At 65.2% G+C, this 16,285-nt stretch carries 11 protein-coding genes; 3 read left to right on the forward strand and 8 right to left on the reverse strand.

What is annotated here, in order from left to right; all coding sequences use genetic code 11:
• Positions 1-27: 27 nt before the first annotated feature.
• On the forward strand, positions 28-6,324 hold the full coding sequence (locus tag CHC09_RS12100) for an RHS repeat-associated core domain-containing protein (RefSeq protein ID WP_179277054.1): 6,297 nt from the start codon (positions 28-30) through the stop codon (positions 6,322-6,324).
• A gap of 16 nt (positions 6,325-6,340) precedes the next feature.
• A complete protein-coding gene (locus CHC09_RS12105; protein WP_089293117.1) occupies positions 6,341-7,216 on the forward strand; it encodes a hypothetical protein in 876 nt (291 codons plus the stop codon).
• A gap of 577 nt (positions 7,217-7,793) precedes the next feature.
• Here the strand turns inward: CHC09_RS12105 and CHC09_RS48365 are convergent.
• The 8 genes from CHC09_RS48365 to CHC09_RS12140 all read right to left on the reverse strand — a co-directional run bounded on the left by CHC09_RS48365 (position 7,794) and on the right by CHC09_RS12140 (position 14,343).
• Positions 7,794-7,916 (reverse strand): hypothetical protein, encoded by a 123-nt coding sequence (locus CHC09_RS48365; protein WP_275407944.1) that lies wholly within the window; start codon positions 7,914-7,916, stop codon positions 7,794-7,796.
• A 561-nt stretch (positions 7,917-8,477) separates the two neighbouring features.
• A complete protein-coding gene (locus CHC09_RS12115; protein ID WP_089293119.1) occupies positions 8,478-9,545 on the reverse strand; it encodes a glycosyltransferase in 1,068 nt (355 codons plus the stop codon).
• Positions 9,542-10,681 carry a glycosyltransferase gene (locus tag CHC09_RS12120; protein ID WP_089293120.1) on the reverse strand — a complete coding sequence of 380 codons (1,140 nt, stop codon included), beginning with the start codon at positions 10,679-10,681 and terminating at the stop codon, positions 9,542-9,544. The genes CHC09_RS12115 and CHC09_RS12120 overlap by 4 nt, the downstream gene beginning before the upstream one ends.
• 111 nt (positions 10,682-10,792) lie before the next feature.
• Positions 10,793-11,095: a hypothetical protein gene (locus tag CHC09_RS12125; protein ID WP_089293121.1), complete on the reverse strand. Its 303-nt coding sequence runs from the start codon at positions 11,093-11,095 to the stop codon at positions 10,793-10,795.
• 190 nt (positions 11,096-11,285) lie between these two features.
• Positions 11,286-11,531: a hypothetical protein gene (locus CHC09_RS45075; protein WP_143232299.1), complete on the reverse strand. Its 246-nt coding sequence runs from the start codon at positions 11,529-11,531 to the stop codon at positions 11,286-11,288.
• A 206-nt stretch (positions 11,532-11,737) separates the two neighbouring features.
• Entirely contained in the window at positions 11,738-12,187 is a 450-nt protein-coding gene (locus tag CHC09_RS12130; RefSeq protein ID WP_089293122.1) for a DUF5994 family protein, read from the reverse strand.
• Positions 12,188-12,450: 263 nt separating this feature from the next.
• Positions 12,451-13,149 carry an ATP-binding protein gene (locus tag CHC09_RS12135; RefSeq protein ID WP_089293123.1) on the reverse strand — a complete coding sequence of 233 codons (699 nt, stop codon included), beginning with the start codon at positions 13,147-13,149 and terminating at the stop codon, positions 12,451-12,453.
• Between the two features lie 990 nt (positions 13,150-14,139).
• Positions 14,140-14,343 (reverse strand): cold-shock protein, encoded by a 204-nt coding sequence (locus CHC09_RS12140; RefSeq protein ID WP_089293124.1) that lies wholly within the window; start codon positions 14,341-14,343, stop codon positions 14,140-14,142.
• Positions 14,344-14,623: 280 nt separating this feature from the next.
• Between CHC09_RS12140 and CHC09_RS12145 the strand changes: the two genes are divergently transcribed.
• Complete coding sequence (locus CHC09_RS12145; protein ID WP_089293125.1) at positions 14,624-16,270, forward strand: Na+/H+ antiporter; 1,647 nt, start codon at positions 14,624-14,626, stop codon at positions 16,268-16,270.
• Positions 16,271-16,285 lie beyond the last annotated feature (15 nt).

The raw sequence follows: 16,285 nt of genomic DNA on the forward strand, positions 1-16,285 counted from the left end.
ATGCGGCTATCCTCAAGAAGGGCATCTATGCACACGCCCCGCTTCCGGCGGGCAACGGCTTCGTCACTTGCTTTGGTCCTCACTGCCGGGATCCTTCAGGGCGTCGCCGAGCCTGCGGCTGCAGCACCCAAAAGCGATGGAGCGACACCTGTCTCGCCGGGTAAGCCGGTCAAGGTAGGCGAGTTCAAGACGCGCGCGGTGCCATCCATCCCGAAGGTCTCCACCAAACTTCCAAACGGCAAGTGGCCGCGAGGCGGAACCGCGCACGTCCCGGTTGGCAACTCGCCACTCGAAGTCGGTGGCATCAAGATCCGGATCAGCGCAAGCGCCAAGAAAGCTGGTCGGCCTGCTGACGGTGTGACGACGGAGTCTCGCGTGCCTAGTCGCGCGGCCCGAGTCGAGGTCTTCGATCAGGCTCGATCCCGGGCTCTCGGGGTGGACGGTGTGGTCCTCAAGGTTGATGCCAAGCAGAATTCCGAGCAGCCGCAGCGACTGGCGATGACGGTCGGCTACGAAAACGTCGCCAACATGTACGGTGGCGACTACGGTGCCCGACTAACCCTGGTGAGGCTGCCAGGATGCGCGGAAGGCGGTGCGGCCTGTACCGAGCGGAAATCCGTCACTGCATCGAACGATGCTCAAGCGAAGACTGTCACCGCTGACGTAACGGCGGCGGCCGGTGACCTGTTCGCACTGGAAGCCGAGGATTCCTCGTCGCAGGGCGACTACGCGGCGACCTCGCTGTCTCCGTCCTCGCAGTGGTCGGTGTCGGCGAACTCGGGCGCGTTCGCTTGGTCTTACCCCTTCACGGTGCCGCCGGTGCCCGGAGGGCTGAAGCCGACCGTAACGATCAACTACTCGTCGCAAGCGGTCGACGGCCGGACATCCGCCTCGAACAACCAGTCGTCGTGGATCGGCGAGGGATTTTCGTACGATCCCGGCTACATCGAGCGTCGTTACCGTCCGTGCTCCGAGGACGGGCACAAGGACGTCAGCGACCTTTGCTACGCCCGCAACGCCGTCAGCATCTCTATCGCCGGTCAGTCCGGTGAACTGGTGCAGGACGACGAAAGCGGCGAGTGGCGGGTTGCCAAAGACGACGGGTCGAAAATCGAATACCTTTCCGACAAGAGCATCGCGAACGGTGACGACAACGGCGAGTACTGGCGGGTGACTTCAGGCGACGGAACCCAATACTGGTTTGGCCGCAACCGGCTTCCCGGCTGGACAGATGGGAAGACGGAGACCCAGTCCACGTGGACGGTTCCGGTCTACGGCGATGACGACAAGGAGCCATGCAAGGCAGACACGTTCGCTGACTCAGTCTGCGACCAGGCTTGGCGTTGGAACCTCGACTATGTCGTTGACCCGCACGGCAACGCGATGTCCTTCTTCTACGAGAAGGAAAAGAACGCCTACGCACTAGCCGGCAAGACCGACGTGGTCGGCCGAGCTTACGACCGCGGCGGGTACCTGAAGTACATAGACTACGGCCAGCGTGCTGGGGCTGTGTACAGCGCAGGCCTCGCGCCGGCCCGGGTCGCTTTCACCCCCAAGGAACGTTGCATCGTTAGTGACGCCGCATGTGCTGCGAACAAACTAACGGCGGACACTGCGACGAACTGGCCGGACACCCCATTCGACCGCAACTGTGCCGTAGGCACGAAATGCAAGAAAGAGCAGAAGTCGCCGTCGTTCTGGAGCAGGGTACGGCTCCAAGAGGTGACGACACAGATCAAGGCGAGCGCGACCACCTACGAAGACGTTCAGAAGTGGACGATCACGCACTCGTTCACCGACAACGGCGACGGTAGCTACAGCCTCTGGCCCTACCAGATCACCCACACCGGGCTCGCCGGTGACGACATCACCCTGCCCACCACCGATCTCGGCCCGATGCTGCTGGCCAACCGGATCGACGACCGCGGCAACAAGCCGGACGGATTCTCTCCACTGGTTCGGCCACGTCTGGCGACCATCGACACCGAGTCCGGGGGTCACACCTTCGTCGACTACGCCGACCCTGACTGCTCGCCTACCGACGTCCCAGCCGTCGGCAAAAGCACGCGTCGCTGCTTCCCTGTTAAATGGAATCCCCCCGGTTATGAGGAGCCGATCACCGACTGGTTCTACAAGTACGTGGTAGAGGAGACCAAGGTCAGCGACCCGACCGGTGGCGGAGACCAGATGGTCGTCCACTACGACTACGTCGGCGACGCTGGATGGCACTATTCCGCCGCGGACGGCGTCACAGCGGACAAGTTCCGCACCTGGAGCGACTGGCGTGGCTATCAGCACGTCAAAATCACCAGCGGGGACGGTGCGGTCATGCCCGCTCGCTCAGACGTCTTCTATCTGCGCGGCCTCGACGGCGACAAGAACCCCGACGGTGGAACTTACGACGTCTCGGTGACCGACTCGACCGATAAGAAGTACACCGACCGCGACGAATACAGCGGTTTGCTCCTCGAGACCATCGTCTATGACGGCGCAGACATCGTTTCCAAGAAGATCACCGAGCCCTGGGCTGCCGAGGTGGCGACCGACCAGTATGCGACCGGCACCGAGAAGTACACCTGGGGGTCTCTGCGCGCCTGGGTAGCACGGACATCGGTCACGCGAGGATACGTCGCCACTCCTGAAGGCTGGCGAACGATGCGATCAACCGAGACGTTCGATCCGAAAGCCGGTCGGGTCACCCAGTTCGACGACCAGGGAGATACGTCGATTGCCGACGATGATCGATGCACCACCACCAAGTACGCTGACAATACCGAGAAATGGATGCGCACCTACATCTCGGAGGTGGTTGTCGTCGCCGCCGCCTGCGGCGCCGACTACGACCCCGCCACTCGGACAGTCAGCGCCACACAGACATATTACGATCAGTCCACCGTACTTGGTGAGCTGACCGGCGCAGGCAACACGACTCGGACCGACCGACTGGAAGAACACACCGCCAGCGGGTCCAAATTTATGACCGCGTCGACCGCCGCCTTCGATGACTACGGCCGAGTAAAGGCCGCCACCGATGCCGAGGGCAAAACCACCACGACGACCTACACCACCACGAACGGCCTGACCACTCGGATCGACACCGAGAATGCCCTTAAGCAGGGCACGACCTGGGTTCGCTACGCACCGCAATGGGGCCTGCCGATCGAACAGGTAGACCTGAACGGCAAGACCAACGTGCATGCGTACGACTCTCTCGGCCGAATCATCAAGGTTTGGTTGCCGGATCGCCGTTCCACGAATAGCCCAAGCCTCGTCTACACCTACGTGTATTCAAAAGACAAAGCGTCATTCGTCCGTACCGATAAGATTACTAACTCGGGTAGCTATCGCAGCGAATACCAAATTTACGATGCCTTGATGCGAACCCGGCAGAAGCAGACCGTTGGCCCCGACGGTGGCCGGTTGGTCAACGACGTCTTCTACAACGGCAGCGGTGCCGTGCGACGCAGCACGGATCCCTACTACACCACCGGTAAGCCCGACGGAGTGCTCCTGGACGAGAACACCATCCGCACCGGAGACACAGACGGCGCCACCAACGTCGTCTACGACGGTGCTAACCGTGTAACGGCTGAGATCTTCACAGTCGCAGGGGACGAGCGCTGGCGCACGGTCACTCGTCACCTCGGTGACAGGGTCGAGGTCGACCCGCCTCAAGGCGGCACCCCGACTACCACATTCCAGGACGTCCGCGGCAACACGACCGAGGTCCGCAACTACCGGAACGCCGCACGGACCAACGGATACGACCGGATCCGCTACGAGTACTCGGTGCAGGGACAGGTTACGAAAGTCACCGACCAGGCCGGCAACAAATACGAGCATTTCTACGATCTGCTCGGTCGTCAGAAGCGGACGATCGACCCAGACGCCGGCACCACCGAGTACCGCTACGACAAGATGGGCCGGATCACCTGGGTCAAGGACGGCCGAGGCCAGCGGATGACCACGACCTACGACGCGCTCGGCCGCCGCACGGCGACCTACGAAGGCGACGACGACAAGGGCACCAAGCTGCTCGCGTGGACCTGGGACCGCTACTACAAGGGGCAACTGAGCTACAGCCAGCGATTCGACGGAGCCAACGCGTACAGCATCATCTTCCCAACCCGAGATGACATGTACCGGCCAACCGTCACTCGTTACTCCATCCCGACATCCGAGGACAAGCTCGCCGGGACGTACTCCTTCACCACAACGTACAACCCGGATGGCACGGTGCAGGCCAACGGGATGCCCGCCGCCGGCGACCTACCCGCAGAGACCGTCGTAAGCAAATACGACGATAACCAGCGCCGGACCACCGTCACCGGCACGCTCGGCACAGGAGCTTCCATCCCCTACGTCACCAGCACTCTCTACAGCTACACCGGCCAGGTCCAGAAAATTTCGATGTCCATGGGCACGGACACGGTCGCAGAGCTGACCTCCAAGTGGGAACGGGGCACCGGCAGGCTGAAAACGGCCACAACCAAGGCCCGCCGCGCTGGCGTGCTCGAGGAGAGCACCAGCCTCAGCTATACCTACGACGACTCGGGCAACGTGCTATCCCTCGCCGACGCGCCTGCAACGGGACAGCATGACGTCCAATGCTTCTCCTACGACCTGCTGGGCCGACTGACCGACGCCTGGGCCTCCGGCACCACAGCGACCAATCCCTGCGCCAGCACGCCGGAAGAGGGCGCCACTTTCGACGGGCCGGCACCCTACTGGCAGTCGTACACCTACGACGCTGCAGGTAGCCGCCGGACCGAAATACTGCACGCCGTCAGCGGCGGCGCCAACATCGAACGAACCTACCGATACCCGGACGCAAACACAGACCAGCCCAAGACCCTGGCCAGCATCGACACTAAGATCGGTAACGTCGTCACGACTCAGCGTTTCGAATACGACGACGCCGGCAACACCATCGCGCGAGCCGGTGCGACCGCCGAACAGGCTCTCACCTGGAACGCCGAGGGACGCGTTGCAGAGATCAACGAAGGCACCAAGCGCACTACCTTCCAATACGACGCGGATGGTGGACGAATCCTGCGCAAAGATCCGGACGCGACCACCCTCTACCTGCCCGGCACGGAGTTGCGCCTCGACGCCAAGACCAAGGCGATCACTGGCACCCGCACCCTCGACCTCGGCAGTGGTGCCAAGGCTGTACGCACGGTGAAGGGCGTCAACTTCATGACCGACAACCACCAGGGCACCGCCATCACGACGATCGATGGGCAAACTGGTGCGACCGAGCGTCGCTACTTCACCCCATTCGGTGCACCACGAGGCACCGGAACGGCCGGCGCGACATCCTGGCCCGACGAGAAAAGCTTCGTCGGAGGGACGGCAGACCCGTCTACCGGCCTGGTGCACCTCGGCGCTCGCGAATACGACCCAGTCATCGGCCGGTTCATCTCACCGGATCCAATTGTCGATTACACCGATCCGCAGCAAATGCACGGCTACTCGTACGCCAACAACAATCCGACGACGTTGACCGACCCAACCGGCCTGCGGCCAGATCTGCCTGGCGACCAGGGCGTGAAGATCATGAACCAGCAGGCTGCCATACGAGCGAACACGACAAGGGGCAAAAACAATACACCAGCCCACGACACGGCGACCGCCTTGCGCATACGTAACCTCAAGCTTAACGAGGCCCGTTTCCGTGCCCAGAACGGCAATCAGCCGTTGCGGGTCAGTTCGGACTATGCGGATCATATGGGCGGCGGCGCGGACATCATCTGCTGGAACTGTAAGACCGGCGAGGTGTGGGTTTGGGAGGTCAAGCCCGACAACTATTATGGGCAAACCCAAGGTCCCAAAGATGTCGACAAGCACATTGAGAACGTAAAATCTGACCCGAGGGCAGCCAATAAGTTGGTAATCCGAGGGCCCCTAGGCGCCTTCATTCCCCCGACCGACTTTGGTGAGGACATGAGCTCGTCGCGTAACGTTGTCGAAGTCAATTCTTACGAGGCCGGCGTTGAGCTGTATAAGGTCCATCGTTATGAGAACAGAAAATCCGTTCCACGCGAGTATAAGGAAGCCTGGGAGGAGGCTAAGGAAATCGTGGACGATTTCTGGGAGGATGAGAAGGCGGGCTACCCGGAGTCGACTGTTGAGGTTCGATCCCTTGGGGCCGTTAAGGAACAGACAAATTGGTGGGCTGTTACAGGGATCGTCGCAGGGGTTGTAGTGGTGGGCACTGGCGTTACTGCCTGCGTACTGTCCGTTGTCTGCGCCGCAACGGTGGGCGGGGCGGCCGTAGTGACGAGCGTCTTTGTAGCGGAAGACTGGGCATTGGCGGGCTGACGTGACAAACGATCCGATGGAACAGGCCGTGCATATCCTGACCTCGCTGCATGTGGGGGATGATCCAGGCGGTGCGGCGACTGTGGCCCGACGGTGGTTCGAGCTGGGCTGGGAGCTGCTTGGCGGACAGTTGCGGGCGATGGTCGACGGGGACGATCCGGTCCTGGCCGGAGTCGTGGCGCCGCGCGGCTTCGTGACGTCTATGGGGGCCGGCACATCGCTTTCCTACGCGGAGGGGCAGTGGCACCAGTTCGTGGCTGAGCTTGATCGACTGCCCGATGCGTTGTTCGAAGTCAGCCCCTTGATCCCCGCGGCGAGACCGGAGTTTGAGTGGCGCAGGGCGGCGCACTTTGAATCGCCCTACTTCATGTCAATGCGGCTGGACCGCTATGAGCCGGACGTGGTGAACTTGGTTTTGAAGTCCCGTCACGAGCTGCTGTTCGACGGCGGGGCGGGGGAGTCGCGGATAATCGCATTCCTGGAGGACCTAGTGTCGATCCGGGCGGTTGACTATGCGGAGGTCACGTATGGGCACGGCGGCGGTGAGCACACGATGCAGGAGCGGGACCTGGGTTTGTCACCGTTCAAGTCGTTGCCGGAGGCGAGGTCGGTGTTACGCGGCTTTGCGTGGGTGACGGTGATTCCGGCCGGCATCGCGGCACGACTTGGCGGGGCTGAGGCGTTGGCCGCGACGGGTGCGTTCTTCCGGGTGAAGGCATTGCCGCACGGTGAAGTGTGGCTGCAAGCGACGGAACACTTCGACGACTGGAACGACGAGGCAGCAGCCAAGGTGTTTCCGGTGCTGACACCCTTCCTGCCAGCGGGCACAATGCCGCTGGCCTACCGGTACTCCAGCGACTCTGTCCGAGCTGGCAACGTCGGTAAGCGGTAAAGGCAGGGGCGGGAGATCTTGCAAGCATGGATTTCCCGCCCGTGCCCGTATATTCCCGTTGGGAAAGCAACGAAGGTCGAGGCGCGGGGCGCGCGTGTCCTACTGATCAGTTGCCGGCTCCTGCTTCCCCGGCTGGGTGGCGGTCGTCATTCAACGAGAGCCGCTGGCGGCCCTGGCCGGCATCGCCGTAATCGCGACGCTCGTGCCGTCCCTGCCGCTCAGCACGCCGCCGACCCTGCGGTCGATCCCCGGATCGATCGCCGCTCCGTGGCTCCGCTCGCCGGCAGACCGACTGGCTGACTCATGCGTGGGGTGACCCGAGGCGGATCGCGGGGACGGCCGGAGTGACGCGATATTCGCTCATCTCGGCAAGTCCCCGTGACAAAACGCACAGGTGAGGCCACCGGTTAGCGATAGGTCGTCCGATGGGAAGACCGATAGGCGAGGCGATCAGCAGGACGACCGGCACTGCGACGCGCCCACGGAGAGCCGTGAACGATCGGCTGTCGCGCACCGTAGCGGGGCGAGAGACCATGATCTTGCCTATCGGGCGCACGAACGAGCGGCTGCGAACGATTCAGAGAATGTGGCCAGCCACCGGCAGGAAGCGGAGCGGCGTCGCGTCGAGGCGGAAAGTGCCAGGCGTGAAGCGGACGCCGATACCTAAACCGACGTCGCTCAGGGCCACACCGTCGATCACTCAGAGCGACGGCATGATTAGCCATCCCTGGGAAATGCAACACCGGCCGATGACACTGAACCTCGGGAGGCGCTGCGTCGCAGTGGCGCAGGTCCGCGCGACCAACCAGGTGAGCCGTGGTCCTACGCAGTTTATGAAAGATCTACGCTGAGTGATGTCCGGCCCTCGCCCACGACGTGTATCGCGAGTCTCGGACCGCTAAGTCCACTCTAGTCCCAGCCGGTTGTGCTGGTCATTACTGGTTGTTTTCGGTTGCTGGTGAATGAGGCATTTATCTGGGCCTGTCGATGGGAAGCTTTGAGAAGGGGGCGGAAAGCCTGTCGACGGCTCTGGGGGATCCTGGGCAAATCCTGGTTCGAAGGCCTGGGAGTCGAGTTTTCGCAGTTCAGAGCTGGTGTGATCGTAGATCACCCAGATCTACGAAGGCACCAACCAGGTGCAGCGGATCGTGATGGCCCGGCAGCTCCTGAAGGGCTAGAAACGGCTGTTTCCGCAGCTCAGAAGCGAAGTGGCCGGGTGCTTGCGTCCGGCCACTTTCTGTTCTCCTGATTGCATCGCGTGCTACTTCGGTCCTTCGTTGTTGAACACGGTGACCGTGGCCCGGTGCTGGAGGGTGGAGATGAGAGCAAGAGTCGACTCGGCGCCCTGGTTCAGGTTGGGTCCGTGCGGGGTCAGCCCGTCATAGCCACCGCCGGTTGCCGGGTCCCACATGACCTGCCCGCCGTCGTTGTCACCGAGGAACCAGGCGATGGACTGGCGTACCGCCGCGTACCAGATCTGACCGCCCGTGATGGTGGCGGCGGTGGCGCAGGCGTCGGCCAGCGCCGCCACCTCGATCGGTTGCTGGTCGTGCCGCAGCCTAGGGGTGTCGCGTTGCCACCCCGCTGACGGCAGGACCGACAGGTGGCCGTCGCTGGTCTGGATGTCCAGCAGCCATTTCAGCATCCGCAGGCCGGCGGCCAGGGCCGGTGGGTTGTCGAGAAGGTCGCCGGCGACGATGACGGCTTCGGCGAGCGCGGCATTGGCGTACGTGAGCTGTTGCTGTGGCCAGGGCCAGCGTGGATCGGGATCCGGAGGCCCGATCGTCGTTGCGGCGTCGGCGAGAAGGGCGGCGGCCGGTTCGTTGCCGGGGTCGGCGCGCAGCAGTTCGGCGGCGCCCAGCGCGGCGAATGCCATTGCCCGCGGCGCGACGGCTCGGCGGGAGGCTCCTCGGGTGAAAGCGAGCAGGGCTTCCTGGCGGATCCACGGAACCGGGTAGCGGGCAGCGGCGGTCCCGAGGCCCCAGAGGGCACGCCCCCACCAGTCCCCTAGACCGGGCTGATCGGTCCAGGTCCGGTTGAACCCGAGCCGATTGTGGAAGGCGCCATGGGCGTTCTGGGCGTGGGCGAGAAAGGCCAGATAGCGTTCCGCGAGCCGCATCACCTCGGCGGAGGGGTCGGGCTCGCGGCTGGCGACCACGAGGCCCCGGGCGACGTCGTCGGTGCAGTAGCCGTGCTCGCGGCGGACGGTGGCGTGCCGGGCATGTTCGAACAGGCCGGTGTCGTCGGTGAGCCGTGCCAGGTGTGCGAAGGAGGGAGCCGGAACGGTCCAGCCGGCTGTCGGCGCCGGCACGGTAGCCCTGACGGTCATGCGCTGGCCACGGTGACGGGGTGGGCATCGGCGCCGACGAGTGTTGCGGCGAGTTCGTGGTACCGCCGGGCAACCGCGGGCCACCGCAGCGCCGGTTCGGCGTGACCGCTGCGTTCGCGCAGGGTGGCGACCAGGTCGGGCTTGGTGAGGAGTCTCCTGATGGCAGTCGCGAGAGCTGCCGGGTTCTTGTGGGGTACGAGCAGGCCGGGTCCGTCGGTGAGCAGTTCCACCGCGTGCGGGAACGCGGTCGCGACGACCGGGATCCGTGCCGCCACGGCCTCGACGAGGACGCCCGAGGTGACCTGCTCGATGGAGTCGTACGGCAGCACGACGACATCGGCGGAGCGAATGATCTCCCCGAGTGCCGCCTCGTCGAGGTAGGCCGACTCGTAGCGCACGTTCTGCGCGATGCCGAGTGCGGCGCCGAGCCGGTGCAGACCCGCCCGGTACGCCTCGCCGTGGAGTTCAGCGACCTTGGGATGTGTCCGGCCCGCCACGGTGTAGACGGGCGCGGGCTTGAGGTTCTGCAGCAGCGCCAGGCCGCGCAGCGCCCATTCGATGCCCTTGCCTGGTCCCAACAGGCCCCAGGTGAGCAGGTGCGGCTGCGAGTTCCGGCGGCTCGGTGGGCCGGCGTAGTCGGAGGCGCCGTGCGGAATTACGGAGACCTTCGTGGCGTCTACGGCGTAGCCGAGCAGCAGCCGGTCGCGCGCGGCCCTGGTGATGGTCACGACCGCGTCGGCGGCAGCGACGATCTGCTCGAGCAGTGACTTCTGGCTCGGGGTGGGATGCGTCAGCACGGTGTGCAGGACGACAAGGCTCGGCACGGTGAGCCGCCGGAGCACGGACAGGACCTCTCCGCCGTCGCGGCCGGGGTAGATGCCGTACTCGTGCTGGACGACAGCGATGTCGAAATTGTTCAGCGCCTCGGCGCTGTCGCGCCAGCCGGCCGGTGTCGTGGTCATCCAGGTGTGCACCACCCCGGGCACGGCGGTGGGGTCGTCGCCATGCGCCGCGACCCGTACGACGCCGCCGGGCATGCCGGCCTTGCCGAGGTGGGTGGCAAGCGCGGAGTTGAAGGTCGCCAGGCCGCAGCGGGTAGGCGGGTGAGTGCTGAGAAATCCGAATCTGATGGTCATGTGCCGTACCTTCCAGTCGTCGGCGCCGCCGCGGATGACGCGTCGGCTGTCCTCACGCGGTGACGGCGCCGGACCCTGCCAGCGTGTGTGGCGGGTGCCGCTGGAACTTGGCTACAGATACTGACCGGTGTCCTCGCTGTCCTGCCTTGCCACTCGCACAGACACCACGTTGGCCAGATTGACGAGTACGGCGTTCTCGCCGGCCTCCCGGTTGTATCTGGCCCGGGTCAGGATCAAGGTGCGCCGCTCATCCAAGGCCCGGGAAACCGCCTCGACTGCCTCTTTCGGGCTCGCGAAATCTTGGGTAAGCACCGACACGTCCTCACCGCCGACCGGGTGCAACCTAATGATCAATTCAGGATTTTCCGGCACGATCAGCTCCTTCCGGGAGCAGCCAAAGCCCGTCTCGGTCACTGCCCTGATGGGTCCAGCAGGGCCTGGGTGGAGTGGGTGACGGTGCCGCGGCGGTCTCCCGCGGTGGCGACCGGCGCGGGGAGTTCGGCCGCGAAGTCTGTAGGGCGCTGCCACCATTCGCCATTCAGCACAGCGGGCCGGGGCGAGGCCGATTTCATTTTCGGTCTCAATGAGCCTGTGGCGGCAGGTGTCATCGCGATTTGCGTCCTTCCAATGACGAGGCGACCGGCTCGTCAAGGGAAAAATCCTGGCTGGCGGGCCGGTCGTCGTGCTCGCCAATAAAACCCAGCGGACGGTCACACGGCGGCACGTCGTGTCGCTGCCGTGGACGATTTCGGGCACCCTTGAATATTGCAATAAGACAGGTGCCATCGCTGAAAAACGATTCCCTGGGGCCCAACGTAGCACGCAATTGTTGATCGAAGCCGATCGCCATGATGCGGGATGGTGCCGAACAGGCTTCCAAAATCCCTTCCAACGGAGAACCGGGCGATGAGCGCAGACGTCCTACCGGCCTTCGTGCTGGCTGCGCCCGCTGTGGTTGGCCACCACAACCTGGCCCAATGATCAGCTACGTTCCGCTCTATGACTGACGCCGCATAGTCACGAATAGCCTGGTTCGCCTGATCGGGTTTACCGCGATCAGGCGTATTCGATCTCGGCGATCAGCTCGGGAGTGTGGCGTTTGTCGGTGGGGTCCGCTGCGGCGGCTGACATGGTGTCGGCCGAGGCCTGGCTCGCGTCGGGCGGGACGACCAGCAGATCGAAGCGGTCTTCCCCGAATTCGTTGATGATGGTGATCAATCCGGCCGGTTGGGACGTGTACCAGCCGAGCCGCACCGCCTGGCGGCCGCCGCCGGCCCGTTGGGGATGCGGGAGGTCCCATTCGGTGGAGTTCAGAAGCACGTGCGTGATCTTGCCTCGGCGTTCGCCCAGGGTCTCGACCAGGCTGGGGAGTTCGCTGGCCGCGTTCGTCGAGCGGGGCCACCAGGCGCCGTCGAGGGTGTTGGTCCGGGCGGGGTGCGGGTCCAGCCGCAGGCGTACAGCGTCATCCGGTGCTCGTGCTGCCGGGACTCGGGTGCTCTGGTTCATGACAATGCCTCTCGTTGGAGGGCATCTGCGTCATTGAGAGGTGGGCGCGACCTGCGCCTCGTCGGAAAAACGTAGAGATGCCGGTGTCTCCCTCATGGTACGCGCATCAGGGCCGGCAGCGCGTGCCGCCGGGGGCGGCTTTGTCAACGGCGCCGGCCCGGTCGGCGCGTTGACGAGGCTGGCCCGTCCAGAGCCGGCCCAGGCGGCACAGCCACCGTGCGCGCGGCGAAAGCCTCAAGCCATTCCAGCGGCCCGGCCGGCACTCAATCGCCTGCAGGGCGCCTCAGCGCCGACCACACCACCTTGCCGCTCGGCAGCGCCGTGGAGCCCCACACGGCGGAGACCGCCTCGACCAACCACAGACCACGGCCGCCGTCGCTGCCCGGCGTTGGCCGGCCGGCTACCGCCTGCGCGGGTGATCCGTCGAAGACAGCGATTCGCAGATGGCATGGCCGGAGTCGAATCTGCATCGTCATCATCGTGTGCGCGTGTACCGCCGCATTCGTCACCAGCTCACTGGCTACCAGCGACGCCGGACCGACCAGCTCAGGCACGGTCCACCGCAGGCAAGCCTCGGTGACCACATCGCGGGCCCGGCGCGGGGCGCCGGCGAGAGGCAGCATGTCCTCGGTGACCGTCGGCGCCGTCCGGGAAGCGACCTCGCGGCCCGCGGCAACGCTGCCGACCATCAGCCTCGGATCGATGTGAGCTTCGAGCGTCCGGGTCATTCCGGCGGGGGAGGCGCAGATCAAGACCAGTACATCGGGCCATCGCAGGGCCCTGTCCATGATCAGCCCGAACACCGCAAGAGCGTCCTCGCCGGTCACCGCTATCGCCGACACGTCGATCAACATCGCAGCCTGATCTCCCGACAGCAGCTCAACCACGACGTCGGGCAGCGTCTGTCCCGAAGCCGTGGTCAACGTTCCGCTCATGGTCAGGACCGGCAGACCGTCCTGCACATCGTTGCGCCACGTCAGCGGAGCCTCGGGAGTTGCTGACATCGGTGCTGTCCCTCCGCCGGGCACCCTGTGCGGAGTTACAAGCTGACGATGATGTGAGCCGATCTCCTGGCCGGGCCAAGACCTCCGAAGCCGACAGCATTCCCGCTACTGCCCATTGGTAACCCATCTGAACCATCGGCTCGCCGCGCGGACCTCATCGATTGCCGCCAGCCCCGAAGTCCGTCTCCGAATGCGGCTGGACACGATCGCGACTTCTGATTCAGCACTGCAGGCCAGGGGCGGGCATCAGGTGAGCGCTCGATCGTAGGCTCAGATCGCCCGCATCGGCGCGATGCGCATGTGATCAGGCTCTTGTGGTGGGCGAACTCGTCGCGCTGGGCGTCGGTGCGACCAGTGTGGTGCTCTCCGCGACCACTCGGAAACCGGTCAATCCGCTGGCCAGGGCGTCGTTGATCGCGTGATCCCCACCTGCCCGGCAGGATCGCTCTCGGTTGGCGGCGGCGGACGACAGGATTCGGGCGCCGCGTCGCGTCGTCACGGTGTGGGCGCAGCCGGTCGGGGCCTACCGAGGGCGAGTGGCTTGCGGCGGCAGCGGGCGTGCGAACGACGCCGGCTCAGGTGTGGGGACTGGAGCCCGCTCTATTCTGACGCGAACGGATGGCGAAGCCGATGCATCGCCTGCTCGCCGCGGTCCGAATCACGATGCGTGGGCGCCGGATCTGCCGCGGCGGCTGGGGCGAGGAACGGTGTCAGGCGCCCGAGGATCGGGGCTGGGGCGGTGCGCCGGAAACGCGAAAGGTCGGAAAGCGGGCGGGATACGGACACGCCTGGTGCTTTGATGATCGTCATAGTGAGTCTTTTCTCGAGCGGCACGCACATGAGAGCGCGGAAGCAGCGAAATATCGAGTGAACAGTCGAATAATTGCAGTGGAGAGATACCGAAGGCGGCTCGCTGAACCAGTCGAGCCGCCTTCGGTGGTCTGTGGATCAGAGAGCGCGGATGTTCTCCGCCTGCGGGCCCTTCTGGCCCTGCGTGACGTCGAACTCCACCCGCTGGTTCTCGTCGAGGCTACGGAAGCCGCTCGCCGAGATCGCCGAGAAGTGGGCGAACACGTCGGGGCCGCCGCCGTCCTGGCTGATGAACCCGAAGCCCTTGTCGCCGTTGAACCATTTCACGGTGCCTGTAACCATGTCTTTTCCTTAGCAAGCTGTCGGAATCCGCACTGTGCGGACCCTTGCGCCGCCGCGTTGATCATCCGCATCGCATCGACGCGGAAAACGAGAAAGCGCCTGGAAGGGTTCAGATAACCCATCAGGCGCCAAAAACGTCTACGGAAATCAAAACTGCAACGGGGCAACCGTAACACAGAAATTCGGCTGCCGACCCGGAATCTTGCCGCGGGTTTCCGGCTCGGCGTTACCCGGCACCGGTTTCTGCGGCCGACTTAGGGCGGTCCGTAAGGATGAGACGATGGATGTCGAGCCGGTTCTGATCTTTGTCCTCGCCCTTATCGCGGTGGTCGCGGTGGTGCGCTGGGTCGCCGGACAGACCGGGCTGCCCGCCGCCGCGCTGCTGCCGATCATCGGCATCGGATACGCCGTTTTGCCGGGCCCCAACATCCCGCTCGATCCGGACATCGTCCTGGCGTTCGTGCTGCCGCCGCTGCTGTACAGCGCCGCCCTGGACTCGTCCATGGTCGCGATCCGCCGCAATCTGCGTACCGTGGTCAGCCTGTCGGTGGTCCTGGTCCTGCTCACCGCACTGCTGATCGGCCTGGGTTTCGCGTGGTTCGTCACCGGCGCGACCCTGGCCGCCGGCATCGCGGTCGGTGCGGCGGTCGCGCCACCCGACCCGGTCGCCGCGCTCGCCGTCGGTCGCAAGGCGGGGCTTCCACCCCGGATCATTACCCTGATCCAGGGTGAGGGACTGCTCAACGACGCCACCGCGCTCACCGTCCTGAGCGTCGCGGTCGCCGCGGCCACCGGAGACCGGTTCTCGGCGCCGGCCGCCCTCGGTCAGTTCCTGCTCGCCGCCGCAGGCGGAGTGGCCGCGGGCGCACTGGTCGCCTTCGCCGTCCGCCTGCTGTCCCGGCCGCTCAGCGGCGATCCGATACTGGCGAACGCCGTGTCGCTGGCCACACCGTTCGGCGCCTACCTCCTCGGTGAGGTGACACACGTCTCCGGTGTGCTGGCCGTGGTCGTGGCCGGGCTGATCGTGGGGCACCACACGCCGCGGTCCGCTTCGGGAGCGGGCCGCCTGCAGACCAGTGCGGTCTGGCGGCTGGTCGACTTCCTGCTCGAGGGCTTCGTGTTCCTGCTCATCGGTCAGCAACTGCCCGAGGTCATCCGAGGACTGGCGGGATACGAAGCCGCCACCGTCGTCGTCGCGGTCGCGATCACCGTGGGCGTCACCCTGCTGCTACGACCGCTGTGGCTGGTGCTCACCCTGCTGTTACCCGGAGTGCTGCACACCCGTTGGAACCGAGGCGGAACGGGCGAGAGGGCGTCCGTGAGATGGACCGGCCGAGAGATCGTGATCCTCGGCTGGGCCGGTACGCGGGGCGTGATCAGTCTCGCGGCGATCTTCACCCTGCCGCTGGTCACCGAGACCGGGGCCCGGTTCCCCGCTCGCGACCTGCTCCTGTTCTGCACCGTCGTGGTCGTGCTCGTCACCCTGGTCGGGCAGGGCCTGACGTTCGCGCCGATGGTCCGGGCACTGGGGCTGCGCGCGGACGACAACGATCAGGCCCTTCTCCGGAACGAGGCGCGGGCGGCATCCGTCGCGGCCGCCCTCACCGCGCTCAACGAGCTCGAGGACCAGGGAAACGACGACATCAGCGGCCAGGTGATCGAACCGATGCGTGAGCAGCTGCGGGCCCGGCTGAGCCGTTACCGGGACCGGCTCTCCCTGTTGCGCGACAACGATTCGGCGGGTCCGCCGATCTCGCCGCAGTACGAGGCCGCCCTGCACGTGCGCCGGGTGGCCATCGATGCCCAGCGGGAGGAGTGCCTGCGCTGGCGCGATGCCGGCCGGCTGTCCGACGAGGGCCTGCGCGTGCTGGAACGCGAACTGGATCTCGAGGAGCGGCTGTTGCCGGACCGGCCGGCCCGCCGGTGAACCCGGCACACGCCT

Origin of the sequence: Actinoplanes regularis (genome assembly GCF_900188005.1) — a bacterium.
Taxonomy (GTDB): Bacteria; Actinomycetota; Actinomycetes; order Mycobacteriales; family Micromonosporaceae; genus Actinoplanes; species Actinoplanes regularis.